This is a genomic window from Sphingobium sp. SJ10-10 (assembly GCF_036038995.2).
In the GTDB taxonomy this organism is placed as follows: Bacteria; Pseudomonadota; Alphaproteobacteria; order Sphingomonadales; family Sphingomonadaceae; genus Sphingobium.
Genome location: NZ_CP158133.1, coordinates 581,509 through 597,007, shown reverse-complemented (window position 1 = coordinate 597,007; position 15,499 = coordinate 581,509). Strand labels below are relative to the sequence as shown.

Below are 15,499 nucleotides of genomic sequence, written 5' to 3'. Positions count from 1 at the left end.
TCATGGTGATTCACCGTCGGCGGCGCGCAGGGGAAAGCCGCGCTTTCGCGGCATGATTATCGCCAATCTCGCACCGTTGCTGTTGGGTCTGTGCGGCACGTCCGATCGATTGATGCGGCGGCGGCGCTGAGCGTCCCCTACTCCGGGCGCTAGCCACCAAATCGGCGCGAATGGTGGCGGTCTGACGTCCATCCGAGAAACGATATTTTGGAAGAGTTTCCGTGTTTGACGTCATGGCGTACGCGTTGACCGCCGCCCTCGTTTCGGCCGCGCCGGTGAATACGGGATGTTGGGAGCCAGTCTAGCCAGGCGTTCTTACGGAAGCGCTCTTAGCACAAATAATCGTCGGAGGGCGCGCTGTTGTCGCGCCCTCCGACCATATCTTACATCTTGTAGGATAGGCGCAGATAGCCGAACTGCCCCGGCACATCATAGGTGGTCGGATCGAAATTGGCACTGTCGCAAGTGAAGCAGGCAGGCGGATCCTTGTCGAAGACGTTGTTGACGCCAAGCGTCAGCCGCGCGCGATGGTCCATCCAGCCTGGCGAGAAATAGAGTTGGATGTCGCTATAGAAGGTGCTGCCCATGCTGTGCACACCGTCCCGCTCATCCACCTTGCTGATATAGCGTCCGGTGAAGGAGGCGCCATAGCCGTCCGTCGACCAGTCGAGCGTCGCATTCAGTTTGAAACGGGGATAGGCCTGATCCGTGCTGCCGCGTTCCGTGCCGGCGAATTTCTGCACCGGGGCGTTGAGGTCCGACGGCGGCAGAACATCATATTTTATCAGATAGGCGGCATTGACGGTGAGCCCGATCGTGCCGTCGGAAATGGCCGGCGAGCGATAGATGAGCGACGCGTCCAGCCCGTCCGTCCGGATCGCGTTCAGGTTGAGCAACCGCCCGCTGATCCCGGCGACATTGCCGTTGGCGGTGCGGGTGATCGCGGCGCAGCTCACCGGATCGGCGTCGAAGGCGCAGCGGTGCAGCGTCAGCGAGGCGGGAACCGAGTCGATCGCATTCTTCAGCCGGATCTTGTAATAGTTGACTTCCAGGCTAAGCGTGCTGGCAAAGCCGCTGTTCCGTGCCCAGGCCGGGCTGTAAACGCCGCCCGCCGTCCAGGTCTTGGCCGTTTCCGGCTTCAGGGCGGTCGACCCTTGCGAGAAGACACCCAACTGTCCGCCATTCGGTTCGGCATAGCTGCCGCTTGCCGGCACGCCATTGGCGATGCAGTTGGCGCGGACGGTCGCGTTGGTCTGGAAGGAGCCACCCGGCGCGCTGGTGCACGGATCGTCGATCGTGGCGTCGGTCCGCGACAGGCCCGCATAAAGCTCACCGATGCTCGGCGCGCGCAAGCTCTCCGCATAGCCACCGCGCAGCAGCAGGTCACGTGTGGGTTTCCACAGGCCCGATACAGTCATCGTCGTGTTGCCGCCGAAGCTGGAATAGTTGGAATGGCGCACCGCGCCGTTCAGGTCCAGTTTCTGGAAGAAGGGCGTATCCGCCAATATCGGTATCCGTATCTCGCCATAGACTTCGTCAACGTTGAAACCACCCCGCGCCGGGCTGGTTGGTACGTCCGCGCCCAGTCCCGTGACGATGATCGGATCGGGACTATAGGATGCCTTCTGGTCCCGATGTTCATAACCGATGGCGAAACCGACCGCGCCCGCCGGCAGGTCGAACAATTCACCCGACAGGTTCGCCGTGAAGTCCCACAGCCGCTGGTCGCTCTTGTCCCGCTCGTCGAAGGTCACATAATCCAACATGGCCTGGGTGATCGACCCGGCGCCGCCGAATATGTTGAAGGGCACGCAGGGTGCGGTGCAGGCCGATACGGGGCCGAGTGCTTGCCGCAGCCTGGCGGCGTTGAGATTGCCGGTAAAGACCTGATGCGCGTCGTTGATGCCGTAGACGCCGTTGACGTCCCAATACCATTTATGTTCGCCGACATCGAAGGAACCATCCAGCGTCGCGGCCATGGTCAGCGTATCGACATCCTGTGTGAAGGTGCGCTGCCCGCCTTCCACGAACCGCCGCCGGATGGTGGAATAATTGGGCTGAGACCCGTCGGCGCCCGACGACAGCGTGACGCCGAAGGGGTTGTAGGGGTTGGTGACATCGACCGAAATGGTGTCGAGCAGATTGCCGTTACCCGCATCCGGCCCGATGAACAGCGGCAGGAACGCGGCCTGGGTCGTGGAACCGCGATGTTGATAGACGAACCGCGTGCGCAGGTTGACGCTGTCGTTCAGTTCTCCCTTGAAGTTCACGAAGGCGCCATAGCGTTCGGAGGGAGTCAGAAGGTAATTATAGGGCGCGAAATTGAAGGAGTCCGTGCTGGAACTGTAGTTGCGATAATCCGCCAGTGTCGGATTGCGGCCGATCACTGGTGCATTCAGCGTCAGGCTTTGCCCCAAAACATCGTAACGGCCATTGGGCGTGGCGCTGGAACAGCCGCCGGCCGCGCAGCTCGTGGCGCCCGGCGTCGGCCATTGCGAGATGGAGCGGTCGGCGGTTCGGACCCCGTCCTGCTTCACATAATTGGCGCCGAAAACCAGCGAGGTGCGATCGGTCTGGATGCCGTAGCTGGCGTTGATATCCCAGGTGTGGCCATCACCCTGACGAAAGGTGCCGAATTGTGCCGAGAAATCCAGCCCCTTCTGGGACTGTTTGGTGATGATGTTGACGACCCCGGCAATGGCATCAGTACCATAAAGCGGCGATGCGCCGGACTGAAGCACTTCCACCCGTTCGATCATGTTGGCCGGAATGGTGTTGAGGTCTACCGAAGCGGGAATGCCGCCTGCCGCGGAACCATTCACATAACGCATGCCGTCGACCAGGATCAGCGTCCGCTTGGCGCCCAGATAGCGCAGATCGACTTCCGCCGAACCGGAACTGACGCCGGTGCCGTCGGGCGGGCCGCCGATATTGCCGGCATTGTTGACCTTGGTATTCAAACCGCCGGCCGCGCTGGGAATACGCTGAAGAACATCGGCGATCGAGGACAGCCCCGTCCGCCCGATCGCTTCCTGATCGACGGTCACGACCGGCTTGTCCTGATTCAACGGATTCTGGCGGATGCGGGAACCGGTAACGATGATGGAAACGCCCTCATCCCCCTGGGGAGCGGCCTGGGCCAGAACTGGTGTCGTCCAGATCAGGACCGACATGACTACGCCGTATTTAAGACTATTCTTGTTGCGCATAATAACACCCCACAAAACAGACCCGGTGGAGTGTTGTCCGTCTACATCACCGTGGCAATCGTCCTTGGCTTATAATGTATAAATTCAGACCCTTTTTTTCCCTTATGTTGCTCATCCGCAACAAATTACTCCTTATATCCGCTTTTTGGGATGTGGATCGTGAGTTTGATATTCTGCCATCCGACATGCCGCCGTTCGCCGATTGCATGGAGGGGTGGCCATGATCATTCGGAGGCGGCGAGCGATTTGGATAAATCTCTATGGCAACCGGCGGAACGATATGTCGCAACACTGATTGCTGCCCTTGATTCCAGCCGCTAAGGATTGCAACGATCCTTTGTCATCAAAGGATCATCGAACGCCTTTATCCAGCCGGGACGTCCGACAAGGATGACTGGTGGCGCGATGGCTCGCGCTTTTCTCCATTGTTGGATATGTCCCCGCCATGTCTGATTTGCCTTCTTTAGCGCAAGCGCTCGCGGAAGCCGGCCGCCGGCTGGATGCGCGGGGTCTCGCGCCGGCGACGGCGGGCAATTATTCCGCCCGGCTTGCGGACGGAGCCATCCTCATCACCCGGTCGGGCGCGCATAAGGGACGCCTGACGCAAGCGCAGTTCATGCGGGTCGCGCCGGACGGCGCGGCGATCGATCCGGGCAAATCCTCCGCCGAAACCTTGCTGCACTGCCTCGTCTATGCGGTCGATCCGGGCGCGGGGGCGGTGCTCCACACCCATTCCGTCGCCGGGACGGTTCTCAGCCGCGCGTTGGAAGGCCGGGACGGCATAGAGCTGGCCGATTATGAACTGCTCAAGATTTTTCCGGGCGTCACGACCCACCGGACCAGCGTGACCCTTCCGCTGGTGGACAATAGTCAGGACATGCCGGCACTGGCTGCCCAGCTCCGGCCGATATTGGAGAGGCAGGAACCGCCGATCCCTGCTTTCTATATTCGCGGCCATGGTCTTTATGCCTGGGGTCCGACGCTGGAGGCGGCGGAGGCGATGGTCGAGGGGTGCGAATTTCTGCTCGCCTGCGCCTGGGAAGAACTGAAGCTGAATGGAGTGGCCCGATGACCGCGCTGACCCAATATGACGACAAGCCGCCTCATGAAGCGCGAGGTTCATGGGATGATCATGCGGCGATCGCCGCTCTGCTGGAGCCCGCGGGCATAGGGTTGGAGCGCTGGGAAGCGAACGTGGCGCTGGCGCCCGACGCCACGGACGACGACATCATGCAGGCCTATGCCGGGGACATCGAGCGGCTGAAGGCACGGGGCGGCTATCGGTCATGCGACATTGCCAGGCTGACCCCCGATCACCCGGAACGAGAGGCCATGCGCGCCAAATTCCTGGCCGAACATGTTCATGACGATGATGAGGTCCGCTTCTTCGTCGAAGGCGCGGGCCTGTTCTACATCCGCTCGGGCGGCGTGGTTCATGCGCTGCTCTGCACGGCCGGCGACCTGATCGTCCTGCCCGCGGGCACGCCGCATTGGTTCGACATGGGTGAGCGGCCGCATTTCACCGCCATCCGCCTGTTCACGACGCCCGACGGCTGGGTCGCCCGCTTCACCGGCGACGAGATCGCGCGCGCCATTCCGCTCTATCAGGGGGCGGCATGAGGCTTGGGAGCCGCCCTGGCGCGATCGTCACGGACATAGAGGGCACGACATCCAGCATCGCCTTCGTCCATGATGTGCTCTTCCCTTATTCCCGCGCCCGGTTGGCGGCCTTCGTCGCGGACCATCCGGAGGAGGTCGCGCCGATCCTCGACGCGGTGCGGGCTGAAGCCGGGGCGGGACTGGACCCGCAGGCCTGCGTCGATCTTCTGCTGCAATGGCATGATGCCGACCGCAAGATCGGTCCGCTCAAGCAATTGCAGGGTCTGATCTGGGCGGACGGCTATGCGCAGGGGCATTTCACCGGGCATGTCCATGCTGACGCGGCAGAAGCGCTGCGCCGCTGGCACGATGCGGGCATCCCGCTCTACGTCTATTCTTCCGGTTCCGTGGCGGCGCAAAAGCTGCTGTTCGGGCATAGCGATCATGGCGATCTCACCCCCCTGTTCGCGGGCTATTTCGACACTGCGATCGGCGGCAAGCGGGAAACGCAATCCTATCGCGCCATCGCCGCTGCGCTGGACTGGCCGCCAGCCGAAATATTGTTCCTCTCCGACACGCCGGAGGAACTGGCCGCAGCGCAGGAAGCCGGGCTGGCCGTGACCCTGTTGGTGCGAGATGGGGCGCCGCCGGACGACGCCTTTCCCGCCGTTTCCAGCTTCGACGTCATAAATTGGGGGGAGGATCGCTGATGAGCTATGCCGCTTTGGACGAACGCAGCGTCGGTCCGTTCCTTGCCACGATTCCCGCCGTCGCCGCGCGCCTTGGCGGAACGCCGGACGGCTGGACGGTGCGGGAGGTCGGGGACGGCAACCTCAATCTCGTCTTTCTGGTCACAGGGCCGGAAGGCGGCGTCGCCGCCAAGCAGGCGCTGCCCTATGTCCGCATGGTCGGTGAAAGCTGGCCGCTACCCCTGTCGCGAGCCTATTATGAGCGGCTCGCTCTGGCCGATCAGGCCGCCCATGCGCCCGACCGCGTGCCCGCTTTGATCCATCATGACGATGGCATGGCCCTGACGGTGATGGCCTTGCTCAGCCCGCATCGCACCCTGCGCGGCGCGCTCATCGAAGGGGAACGCTATCCGTTGCTCGCGGGCCATCTGGCGGAATTTCTGGCCGATACGCTGTTCTTCACCTCCGACCTTGCGGTGCCGGTGGCGGACAAGAAGGCGCGCATCGCCGCCTATCTGGGCAACACCGCCATGTGCCGGATCACCGAGGATCTGATCTTCGACGAGCCTTATTATGACGCGCCGATGAACCGTCATACGCCGGGCCTGGAGGATGTGGTCGACGCCTTCCGGGCGGATGTGCCGCTTCGCCTCGCCGCGCAGCGTATGAAGGCCCGCTTCCTCGCCGCCCCGGAGGCGCTGCTGCATGGCGATCTCCACACCGGATCGGTGATGGTGACGGCCAGCGATACGCAGGTGATCGACCCCGAATTCGCCTTTTATGGCCCCATCGGCTTCGACGTGGGCATGATCCTCGCCAACCTCTGGATGGCCTATCTGTCGCAGTCCGGCCAGCGTCCCGCGGAGCGCCCGGACCCGTGGCTGCTGGATCAGGCGGAGGCATTGTGGGCGGGATTCGCCTCGCGCTTCGCCGGGCATTGGCGCGCCCTCGACCCGCAGGCGGAGCATGGCGCGCTCCACGCTCTGGCCAAGGCCGATGCCGATTTGCGAGAGGCGGCGATCAGGGATCGGCTTGACAGCATCTGGACCGATGCTCTGGGTTTTGCCGGTTGCGAGATGATCCGCCGGATTCTGGGCCTCGCCCATGTGGCCGATTTCGAGAGCATCGCGGATGAAGGCTTGCGCGCCGGTTGCGAACGCCGGGCGCTGCGCATTGCGCGCTCGCTGCTGGTGGATCGCCCATCCTTTCCCGGCATTGCCGCCGTGTCGCAGGCGATCGGTCAGGAGCTGGCGCTGGCATGAAGCTGGATGGTCAGACCACGCGTTCCATCTGGCTGGAGCCGGATGGGTGGAGCGTCGGCATTTTCGATCAGCGGCGCCTGCCCTGGGCGCTGGAGCGGCTGGTGCTGCGAACGCCCGGCGATGCCTATGACGCCATCGCGGATATGGCCACCCGTGGAGCGCCGCTGATCGGCGCCGTCGCGGCCTATGGGTTGGCGCTGGCGCTGCGGGAGGATCCCGGTGTCGCGTCGCTCGAACGCGCTTTCGCGCATCTCGCCTCAGCCCGTCCAACGGCGGTCAATCTGCGCTGGGCGCTGGAAAGAGTGCGCGCCGCCGTCGTGAAGCAGCCGACCGGGGAACGGGCCGCGCTTGCCTATGCCGAAGCCGCTCGCCTGTGTGAAGAGGATGTCGCCGCCAACCGGGCGATCGGGGAAGCCGGATTGCCCCTCATCCGGGAGATCTCGGCGCGCAAGGGTGGAGAGCCGGTCAACATCCTGACCCACTGTAATGCCGGATGGCTGGCGACGGTCGACTGGGGCACGGCGACCGCGCCCATCTATCTTGCCCATGACGAGGGCATCGCCGTCCATATCTGGGTCGACGAGACGCGGCCGCGCAACCAGGGGGCGTTGACCGCCTTCGAACTGGCGGGCCATGGCGTCCCGCATAGCCTGATCGTCGACAATGCGGGCGGCCTGCTGATGCAGCAGGGCAGGGTGGACATGGTCATCGTCGGCACCGACCGGGTGACGGTGAATGGCGATGTCTGCAACAAGATCGGCACCTATTTGAAGGCGCTGGCGGCGCAGGCGCATGGCGTGCCTTTCTATGTCGCGCTGCCGTCCAGCACCTATGATCCGGCAACCCCGGACGGGGCAAGCGTGCCGATCGAGGAGCGCGCCGCCGATGAAATACGGTTCATGACGGGTCCCGACGATCATGGCGTCGCGGTGCGAATCGGCGTCACCGCTTCGCCCGCCGTGAATCCGGCTTTCGATATTACGCCTGCCGGACTGGTTACGGCCTATATCACTCAAACCGGGCTTGTCACCGATGCGAAGCGGCTGGGATAAAGCATGTTCAATAGCTCCCATTGGTGACAATGACGCTGGCGCTGATCGTCGCGGACGGCATGGGCACCAGGGCTGCATAGCGCATCATCGGGCTGCCGCTCATATTATAGCTCACCCGTACCCGGAAGGTGCCGGTCGCGTCAGGTCCGGCCGTGACGACCGGCCCGCCGCCCGCCGCCAGCAGCGTGCCATAGCCGTTGATCACCGCCTGCGCCCGGCTCTGCGCCAGCGACGTGCGCTCAGTGGTGGAGAGGCCCGCCACGGCGGCGCGGGCGCCCTCGACGGCGGCATGGCGCACGCCCATCAATGCCGCGAAGTAAAAGGAATAGAGTATGATCGCGAAGACCAGCATCAACAGCGCGGGCGCCAGCAGCGCGAATTCCAGCGCCGCCAGCCCCCGCTCGCATGCGAGCAGGCGGCGCACCCGGCTCCGCATCAGCTCGATGGGATGCTGTTGAACATCGTGGTGAAGGCGGCGCCGAGTTGCGTCCTGAAATTGGTGCCCACCGCGACGATCGCCGCCACCACCACCGCGCCCAGCACGGCATATTCCACGGCGGTCAGCCCTTTTTCATCCCGCGCCAATTTCGCGATCAGCGATCCCAGAAACTTGTTCATCCCATATCTCCTTATTCCCTCCATGATGACCGGCGGCGAGCGGGGGAGGGGCCCGCCCGCCGCCAGATCTCACACCAGCACCGGCACCCCGCAGCGCGCCCCGGTCGCCCAGAGCGTCGCATGGCCAAGCTGTATGCCCAGCGCACCGAGCAGATTGGTGACCAGCGGATCGATGGTGGTGCCGACCAGCGCCGCCAGCGGATTGACGACGCCGCTCAATAGCTGCGACCGGGCGAGCGCCTTGGTCGCATCGCAGACGATCGGAAGGCAGGCGCCCAGCAACTGCACCTGCAATCCGTCCGGCGCGCCAAGGCTGCTGGCCAGCGATGTCAGTAGCGGCCCGACCTGCGATCCATTGCCGATGCTGGCGGACGTGCCCGGCGATCCCGGACGGCCGATCGTGCCCTGCCCGCCGGGGCCGAAGACCAGCGCGCCGCTATTGCCCATGACCGGCTGCGCCACGGCGCGGCCTTCCACGGCGACGACGCCCAGCGCGTTGACGATCCGGGCCGGCTGCACGTCGGCGGCGGACAGGGCGGGCATGGGGCGCGTCATCGCGCCGGCGGGCAGGGTGCCGATATAGGCGTTGACGAGGCCGGTGCTGGCCTGGACCGTGACGCGCATATCCCGCGCCTGTTCGGCCGTGTCGGGGCAGTCGATGGCGCTCACCTGCCCCTGCGCCGCCGCAATGTCGATCGTCACCGGCAGATTGACCGACACCAGCGGGACGCCCAGCAAGGTGACATTCTTGATGCCGACATCCAGTTGCAGCCGCAATGCGGATGTCGCGGCGCTGGTTTCCCCCGCCGGGCCGAAGGAAAAGCGCGGCCGGTCCATCGGTCCGCTCGCCATGCCGGCCAGCAGGACGCTGCTGCCCGGCGCGATCGTGCCGACCGCATCGGACAGGTCGACCGTGCCGCTTCCCGCCTGCACCGCGAAGGAAAAGAGCTGATAGGCGTTGATCCCGGCGCGCAAGGCGGGTTTCTCATTCGCGCCGCCCACCGGCATGTTCTTCCACACGCCAAGGCCGAACAGCCCTTTTAGCGGCACGGTATAGCCGTTGCCGACCTGCCCCGCGAGCAGGGTCAGCGTGGCGGCGGTCGCGGCGTTGTCGGCGGCGCTGGCGGCGGCATGGAGCAGATCCTGCAACCCCACCGTCCGGGCGGTGAGCGCGGCATAGGTTCCGCTTTCCCCCACCCGCTGCGCCAGCGCATCGAAGAACAGGCCCGCATCGACACTGCTGGCCATCAACGCCTCGACATCGGCGGTGGAGAGGTGCAGCTTGATGCCCAGCAGCGCGCCCAGCAGATCATTGACGCTGTTCACCAGCGCATTGGTGACGGTCAGGATGCCGGAGGTGATGCCGACCCCTGCCTCATCGATGCGCGCGGCGGTGGCGCTGGCGGCGAGTTCGGGCAGCGGATTGGCCGGTCCCAGCACATGCATCAGGAACTGCCGTGCAGGCTTTCCAGTCCGGATGCGCACAGCATTCACCCGTCCGTTGCCCGGACACAGCGCCATGCTGGCATCGAAACGCTGCGCAGCGCCGAGTCCCGCATCGGCGCAATAGCGGCCTGTCTCCACCGAGCGGAGAATGGCCGGATCATAGCCGTTGCGGGTCAGGCTGTCCCGTGCCCGCGCCGTCGCCTGCGCGGGGTTCATCGCGGCGGCCAGCGCGGCCGCATCGGTCGCGGCGCGCAGATTGCGCTCGCTCACATAATAAAGCCCGGCATCCAGCGCGAAGCCCGCCGCGCCTATCAGCACCGCGCCCAAAGCCGCGATCATCGGCGCCACGGCGGCCGACTGGTCGCGCCTGAGGGAGCTGACCCTTGCCCCATGCGAACCGTGTTCCTGCGAAGGCAGGAACCCAGTCCCGCCGCCCGATCTGGGTTCCTGCCTTCGCAGGAAGACGCGGCGCTTCCACTCAATCATGTCGCTCGTCCGGCGCCCGCTCGACCCGCCGCCCGATGGACTCCAGATAAAGCTGCCGTATCCGCGCAGCCTCTTCCGCCGAAAGCTCCGCCTCCTCGCGGACGGGCGCCTTCAACTGCGCTTCAATTACTTGTCGCGCCGCGCTCTCCACCGGCAGCGGCGGGGGCGGGGAAGGGGAAGCCAGCATCATCCACAGCACCATCATCGATCAGCCTCCCTTCCCGATCCGAACGGCCTCTGCCGCCAGTTTCCGCCGCAGCCCGCCATCCCCGATCCGCCGCAGCCCCGCCTCGGCCTCCGCGTCCCGCCCACCGACGATCAGCGCCAGCAGTAGATTGTTGCGAATGACCGCCATTTGCGGCGCCAGGTCGCTCGCGCCGCGCAACGCCTCTATCGCTGCCCCAGCCCGTCCGGCGCGCAGCAGCGCATAGCCCAGCGCATTGCGCAGCAACGGATCGGCTGGGCTGGCGCGGCCCGCCTGCTCGTAAAAAGCCGCAGCCTCCGCCCAGCGCCCACGCGCCGCCAGCAAATGCCCGCGTACCGCGCTGACCCCGCCGTCCGCCGTCTCGACCGGCAAGGGCACCGCCTCCGCCGCATCGATCTGACCCAGATCGATCAGGCTGTTGACCCGCAGCAGCCGCGCTTCGGCATCGCCCGGATAGCGCCGCTCGAAATCGTCGAGATAGGCCAGCGCCGCCCGGGGCCGCCCGTCGCCGCGCGCCTGATGGATGAGTTGCAGATAAAGGCCGCGTATATCCGGCGCCTCCTTCGCTTGCACAGGCGCAGCCGTCATCAGCAACGCCGCCAGCATGAACCGCCTCATTGCGAAATCCCCCGCAAGGTATCGAAGATCGCCACCACCGGCGGCCCGCCCAGCACCACGAACAGAGCGGGCATGAAGAAGAGGATCATCAGCACCACCATCCGCACGGTAATGCCGCCCATCGCCTCGCGCGCCCGCATGACGCGGCGCTGGGTGAACTCGCGCACGAATTCGCGCAGGGCAGGGGCCAGCTCGATCCCCTGGAACAGCGCCTGCCGGAACAGCGCCGCCAGCTCCTTCGCCCCGTTCACCGCCACCCGCGCCGCCCAGCGGTCCAGCGCCAGTTCATAGCGCATCCCCCGGTCGAGATCGGCCACCAGCATCGCGATCAGCCGCGCATGATGCGGCACGGCGATGCTTTCATCCCGCGCAATGGAACGGAAGCATTGGTCGAGCGAAATCCCGCTCTCCAGCATCATCAGCATCAGGTCGAGCAGGAAGGGAAATTCCGCCATGATCGCCTGCGCCCGCCGCGCCGCGAGCAGATGGATCGCCTGCTTGGCCCCGATATAGGTCAGGCCGGCGGCGATCACGATCAACAGCGGCTGCGCGAAGAAACCGCCCCACATCATCCTGGAAACGACCATCACCGCCGCCGCCGCGCCGCCGGTCGCCGCCATGCGGGTCCACACGAACCAGTCGGCCGCCCGCGCATGCTGGAAGCCCGCCAGCATCAGCTTGGCCGCGATTTCCGACTTGTCCCGCCCGCGAGCCGCAAAGGCACCAGGCAGCCGAAAGGCGGTCCGCTCCCCGGCCATCCCCAGCCGCGCCTCCAGCCGCTGGTCGGCCAGCAGCATCCGCATCCCGGCAAAAGCGCAGGCCGCCCCCAGGGCCGCACAGAAAAGAAACAGCGCCCCCATCAGAAGGCGAGCCTCATCACCCGCCGCATGACCAGCATCCCCATTCCTTGCAGCACCACTGCCACGACCGCGAGCCTGTGGCCCCGCGGATCATTGACGAAAAAATCGATATAGCTGGGGTTCATGGCCACCAGCAGCGCCATCGCCACCAGCGGCATGACGATCAACACCCGTCCGCTGATCTTCGCTTCGGAAATGGCGGCCTTCAGCTCGCGCTTGATCCGGATGCGCTCGCGCAGGATGTTGGCCAGGTTCAGCAGCACCGCCGAAATCGACCCGCCATAGCGCATATTGGTGCGGATCGCGGCGGCGAGCATCGATATTTCAGGAACGCGCAGCCGCTCCGCCAGCATCTGCATCGCGTCGGCCACCGGCGCGCCCAGTTCCAGCCGCCGCGCAACCGGGGCGATATAGGCCTGCACGATGGCGGGCGCATCGGCCAGCGCCCGCTCCAGCGCCTGCGCCAGCGAATTGCCGACCGCCTGCATCTGCCGCACGGCGTCGATATAATAAGGCAGCGCCTCGATCAGCGCCTCGACCCGCCGCTGCGCCCGCCGTCGCACCCAGGCCAGCAGCCCCAGCGGCACCCCGGCGATCACCGCCAAAGCCGCCACCGGCCCCGCCGCCAGCAAGGCAACCAACGCCGCCAGCACCAGCACGCCGCCGAAAATCCCCAAGGCCTGCGTCGTGACGTCGATCTGCGCCTGCGCCAGCAAGGGCGCGACGACATCCGGCGCCGCCAGCACCACCCGCCGCTGCGCCACCGCCGCCGAAGCCAGGCCCAACCGCCGGTCGATCACCGCCCGCTGCCGCGCCTGTTCCGCCAGCAATTGCCAGCCGATCCCCGCGACGATCAGCAGCGAGAGGATAAGGAAAGCCGCCCCGCTCAGCACGACCGCCCGCTCCGATAATCCCGCAGCCGCTCCGTAAAATAGGGCCGCAGCGACAGGGTGCGAAACTCCCCCAACCCCGACAAAGCAGGCTGTTCCTGAAAGACGAACAGCTCGTTCAGCGAATAGGCATCGCCCTCCAGGCCAGTGACTTCGCTGACCGACATCACCCGCCGACTGCCATTGGAAAGCCGCTGCAACTGCACCACCACATGCACGCTGTTGGCGATGAAGCGCCGGATCGCGCGAATGTCGCTCTGTACCCCGGCAAAGCCCAGCAGCATCTCCAGCCGGGCAAAGGCGTCCCTTGGACTATTGCCGTGCAGGGTCGCCATCGACCCGTCATGCCCGGTCGACATGGCCTGCAACATCTCGACCGCCTCGACCCCGCGCACTTCGCCCAAAATGATCCGGTCCGGCCGCATCCGCAGCGCATTGCGTACCAGTTCGCGGCTGCTCACCTCCCGGCTGCCGTCGACGGTCGGCGGCCGCGTCTCCAGCCGCACCACATGGCTCTGCCGCAACTGGAGTTCAGCCGCATCCTCGATGGTGATCAGCCGCTCCCGATCCCCGATGAAGGTCGACAGCATGTTGAGCAAAGTCGTCTTGCCCGCCCCGGTCCCGCCGCAGATCAGGATATTGAGCCGCGATCGCACCGCCGCGCTCAGATAAGCGGCCATGTCCGCGCTCATCACCTGATTCGAGACGCAATCCTCGATCGTCATGCTCTGCAACCGGAACTTGCGGATCGAGAGCGTCGGCCCGTCCAGCGCCACCGGCGGGATCACGATATTCACCCGCGACCCATCGGACAGGCGGGCGTCGACATAGGGACTGGACTCATCCACCCGCCGCCCGATCGGCCCGACGATCCGCTGGATGATGTTCATAAGGTGCGCATCGTCGCGAAAGCGCGTCTCGACCTTTTCCAGCAATCCGCCGCGCTCGGCATAGATATGCCCCGGCCCATTGACGATGATGTCGTCCACCGATGCATCGCGCAGCAGCGGCGCGAGCGGCCCCATGCCCGCCACCTCATCCTCGACATCCTCGATCAGCAGCAACCGTTCCGCGCTGTTGAGCGCCAGTTGCCCGCGCCGGCTGCGGCTGGCGATGACCTGCTCGATCTCCTCGCGCAGCGCCCGCGACCCCAAAGTCTCCGCCGTCTCGGCACGCGCCTCCAGTTGCTCGATCAGTTGGGTGCAGGTCTGCGCCTTGGCGAGCTGATAATTGTCGCTCATCCGCTGGGCGGCGGGTTGGGCGACGGGTGCGATCCGCACCTCCCGCGCAGGCAAGAAGCCCCTTTCCCCGGTCAGCAAACTCACGACGCACGCTCGTTTGTTTGTTTGCCGCGATTTAGCTTCGCTGGCCTTGCGGCTCCAAGCCGCCAGATGCCCGCATCTGGCTCGAAATCGCTCACGACTTTGAGCATCGCCCGTCGCAACCGATCGATCCCGCCAGCCTTGGACGCCACCCCACAAGCCCGCCGGATCGCCGCCATATAGGTCCCGCCATCCGCCTCCATCGCCAGCGGCCGCCCGGCGTTCAACGCATTGCGCATCCGCGCCCGGTCCGTCGGCAGGGCCAGCACCGATCCGACCCCCAGCGCATCCGCCATCCGCCGCCCATCCAGCAGCACGCCCGGCAGATGATCCCACAGCAGCAACCGCATCGCCTCGACCCGCTCGCGCTCCGCCCCGATCCGGTCGAGCAGGCGGCGGCACGCCTCGATCTCCCGGATCGATTGGCCGCAGAGCAGCTCCACTTGGGTAGCCTCCGCCACCACCTCGCGCAGCAGCCCGCCATGGCGCAGGCTCCCCGCATTCAACACCACATCGCTGCAACAGCCCCGCAGCAGCCGGATCAGCCCAGCCAGATCGCCCGGCGTCAGCCCCGCCGGCTCCGCCCCGGTCCCGCCGTCGAAGGTCAGCAGCATGAGCCCGCTCGGTCCATGCCGCGCCACCGTGCTGGCGAGCAGGCTGGCGTCCAGCCGTTCCATGTCGCTTATGGCCGAAGCCAGCCCATAATCGATGCTGAGGTCGAGATAAGTCGCCGCCGCGCTGGTCGGCAAAGTGCAGTCGATCAGCAAGGTCGAGCCCTGGCCTGAACCTTGGCTCGCCGCAATCGCCATGTCGGTCGCCACCATCGCGCAGGCATCCCGATCCGCGCCCAGGACCAGCGTCAACCGCCCCCGGTTCCCCCGATCCGCCGCCGCATCGTTCAGCAACCGCGCCAGGACGGCGGCAATCTCCGCCCCCTCGCCGTCGCGCGGGATGACATCATCCACCCCCGCCCGAATAGCGCGCAGCAACGGCTCCGCCTCCATCTCCTGCGTTGCGAGCACGACCGGCCGCCCGCCCGCGCTCTCCACCACGGTTCCTATCGCAGCGGACAAGGCCCGTTCCGGCGGAATCGCCGCCCGGTCGATCACGATGAGGCACGGCCCCGCCAATGCTTCGCGCTCGATCGACTGCACCAGCTCGACGGAAACCCGCCCGCCCATCGCCTCGTCGATCCGTTGCGCCAGCATCCGGTCTACGGAAAGCAGGAATATCGTCGCCATGG

Annotated in this window: 15 protein-coding genes; 5 read left to right on the top strand and 10 right to left on the bottom strand. The window is 65.8% G+C overall.

Translation table 11 applies throughout. The annotated features are described in order from the left end of the window. Window positions 1-383: 383 nt before the first annotated feature. Window positions 384-3,209 carry a TonB-dependent receptor domain-containing protein gene (locus VVT58_RS18310; RefSeq protein ID WP_327752368.1) on the bottom strand — a complete coding sequence of 942 codons (2,826 nt, stop codon included), beginning with the start codon at window positions 3,207-3,209 and terminating at the stop codon, window positions 384-386. Window positions 3,210-3,654: 445 nt separating this feature from the next. Between VVT58_RS18310 and VVT58_RS18305 the strand changes: the two genes are divergently transcribed. From VVT58_RS18305 to mtnA, 5 genes are read left to right on the top strand one after another with little or no spacing between them, the layout of a single operon-like run. After that, on the top strand, window positions 3,655-4,281 hold the full coding sequence (locus tag VVT58_RS18305; protein WP_327752367.1) for a methylthioribulose 1-phosphate dehydratase: 627 nt from the start codon (window positions 3,655-3,657) through the stop codon (window positions 4,279-4,281). After that, on the top strand, window positions 4,278-4,829 hold the full coding sequence (locus VVT58_RS18300; RefSeq protein ID WP_327752366.1) for a cupin: 552 nt from the start codon (window positions 4,278-4,280) through the stop codon (window positions 4,827-4,829). Before VVT58_RS18305 ends, VVT58_RS18300 begins: the two co-directional genes overlap by 4 nt. Beyond that, window positions 4,826-5,518, top strand: a complete 693-nt coding sequence (gene mtnC / locus VVT58_RS18295; protein ID WP_327752365.1) for an acireductone synthase — start codon at window positions 4,826-4,828, stop codon at window positions 5,516-5,518. Before VVT58_RS18300 ends, mtnC begins: the two co-directional genes overlap by 4 nt. Beyond that, window positions 5,518-6,759 (top strand): S-methyl-5-thioribose kinase, encoded by a 1,242-nt coding sequence (gene mtnK / locus VVT58_RS18290; protein ID WP_327752364.1) that lies wholly within the window; start codon window positions 5,518-5,520, stop codon window positions 6,757-6,759. The genes mtnC and mtnK overlap by 1 nt, the downstream gene beginning before the upstream one ends. After that, window positions 6,756-7,811, top strand: coding sequence for an S-methyl-5-thioribose-1-phosphate isomerase (mtnA, locus tag VVT58_RS18285; protein ID WP_327752363.1), 1,056 nt, complete (start codon window positions 6,756-6,758; stop codon window positions 7,809-7,811). Before mtnK ends, mtnA begins: the two co-directional genes overlap by 4 nt. A 7-nt stretch (window positions 7,812-7,818) precedes the next feature. On the opposite strand, the gene VVT58_RS18280 is transcribed toward mtnA, so the two are convergent. The 9 genes from VVT58_RS18280 to VVT58_RS18240 form a co-directional block, all read right to left on the bottom strand. After that, window positions 7,819-8,247, bottom strand: a complete 429-nt coding sequence (locus VVT58_RS18280) for a TadE/TadG family type IV pilus assembly protein (protein WP_327752362.1) — start codon at window positions 8,245-8,247, stop codon at window positions 7,819-7,821. Next, window positions 8,247-8,429: a Flp family type IVb pilin gene (locus VVT58_RS18275; RefSeq protein ID WP_066562160.1), complete on the bottom strand. Its 183-nt coding sequence runs from the start codon at window positions 8,427-8,429 to the stop codon at window positions 8,247-8,249. The genes VVT58_RS18280 and VVT58_RS18275 overlap by 1 nt, the downstream gene beginning before the upstream one ends. 69 nt (window positions 8,430-8,498) lie before the next feature. Further along, window positions 8,499-10,361 (bottom strand): pilus assembly protein TadG-related protein, encoded by a 1,863-nt coding sequence (locus tag VVT58_RS18270; protein ID WP_327752361.1) that lies wholly within the window; start codon window positions 10,359-10,361, stop codon window positions 8,499-8,501. Next, window positions 10,354-10,566: a hypothetical protein gene (locus tag VVT58_RS18265; RefSeq protein ID WP_327752360.1), complete on the bottom strand. Its 213-nt coding sequence runs from the start codon at window positions 10,564-10,566 to the stop codon at window positions 10,354-10,356. The genes VVT58_RS18270 and VVT58_RS18265 overlap by 8 nt, the downstream gene beginning before the upstream one ends. Window positions 10,567-10,569: 3 nt before the next feature. Continuing rightward, on the bottom strand, window positions 10,570-11,184 hold the full coding sequence (locus VVT58_RS18260; RefSeq protein ID WP_405053745.1) for a tetratricopeptide repeat protein: 615 nt from the start codon (window positions 11,182-11,184) through the stop codon (window positions 10,570-10,572). Beyond that, the gene (locus VVT58_RS18255; RefSeq protein WP_327752359.1) at window positions 11,181-12,044 is read right to left on the bottom strand and encodes a type II secretion system F family protein; all 864 of its coding nucleotides are present in this window, start codon (window positions 12,042-12,044) and stop codon (window positions 11,181-11,183) included. The genes VVT58_RS18260 and VVT58_RS18255 overlap by 4 nt, the downstream gene beginning before the upstream one ends. Further along, window positions 12,044-12,937 carry a type II secretion system F family protein gene (locus VVT58_RS18250; RefSeq protein ID WP_066562166.1) on the bottom strand — a complete coding sequence of 298 codons (894 nt, stop codon included), beginning with the start codon at window positions 12,935-12,937 and terminating at the stop codon, window positions 12,044-12,046. The genes VVT58_RS18255 and VVT58_RS18250 overlap by 1 nt, the downstream gene beginning before the upstream one ends. Next, window positions 12,931-14,259: a CpaF family protein gene (locus tag VVT58_RS18245; RefSeq protein ID WP_327752358.1), complete on the bottom strand. Its 1,329-nt coding sequence runs from the start codon at window positions 14,257-14,259 to the stop codon at window positions 12,931-12,933. The genes VVT58_RS18250 and VVT58_RS18245 overlap by 7 nt, the downstream gene beginning before the upstream one ends. Then, entirely contained in the window at window positions 14,256-15,497 is a 1,242-nt protein-coding gene (locus tag VVT58_RS18240) for a histidine kinase (RefSeq protein ID WP_327752357.1), read from the bottom strand. Before VVT58_RS18240 ends, VVT58_RS18245 begins: the two co-directional genes overlap by 4 nt. Window positions 15,498-15,499: the final 2 nt, after the last annotated feature.

Bases quoted from the DNA above. Each gene is read 5' to 3' on its own strand.
- VVT58_RS18255 (WP_327752359.1), bottom strand. From the start codon at position 12,044: ATGGGGGCGCTGTTTCTTTTCTGTGCGGCCCTGGGGGCGGCCTGCGCT.
- mtnK (WP_327752364.1), top strand. From the start codon at position 5,518: ATGAGCTATGCCGCTTTGGACGAACGCAGCGTCGGTCCGTTCCTTGCC.
- VVT58_RS18240 (WP_327752357.1), bottom strand. From the start codon at position 15,497: ATGGCGACGATATTCCTGCTTTCCGTAGACCGGATGCTGGCGCAACGG.
- mtnA (WP_327752363.1), top strand. From the start codon at position 6,756: ATGAAGCTGGATGGTCAGACCACGCGTTCCATCTGGCTGGAGCCGGAT.
- VVT58_RS18275 (WP_066562160.1), bottom strand. From the start codon at position 8,429: ATGAACAAGTTTCTGGGATCGCTGATCGCGAAATTGGCGCGGGATGAA.
- VVT58_RS18280 (WP_327752362.1), bottom strand. From the start codon at position 8,247: ATGCGGAGCCGGGTGCGCCGCCTGCTCGCATGCGAGCGGGGGCTGGCG.
- VVT58_RS18270 (WP_327752361.1), bottom strand. From the start codon at position 10,361: ATGATTGAGTGGAAGCGCCGCGTCTTCCTGCGAAGGCAGGAACCCAGA.
- mtnC (WP_327752365.1), top strand. From the start codon at position 4,826: ATGAGGCTTGGGAGCCGCCCTGGCGCGATCGTCACGGACATAGAGGGC.
- VVT58_RS18305 (WP_327752367.1), top strand. From the start codon at position 3,655: ATGTCTGATTTGCCTTCTTTAGCGCAAGCGCTCGCGGAAGCCGGCCGC.
- VVT58_RS18300 (WP_327752366.1), top strand. From the start codon at position 4,278: ATGACCGCGCTGACCCAATATGACGACAAGCCGCCTCATGAAGCGCGA.
- VVT58_RS18310 (WP_327752368.1), bottom strand. From the start codon at position 3,209: ATGCGCAACAAGAATAGTCTTAAATACGGCGTAGTCATGTCGGTCCTG.
- VVT58_RS18265 (WP_327752360.1), bottom strand. From the start codon at position 10,566: ATGATGGTGCTGTGGATGATGCTGGCTTCCCCTTCCCCGCCCCCGCCG.
- VVT58_RS18260 (WP_405053745.1), bottom strand. From the start codon at position 11,184: ATGAGGCGGTTCATGCTGGCGGCGTTGCTGATGACGGCTGCGCCTGTG.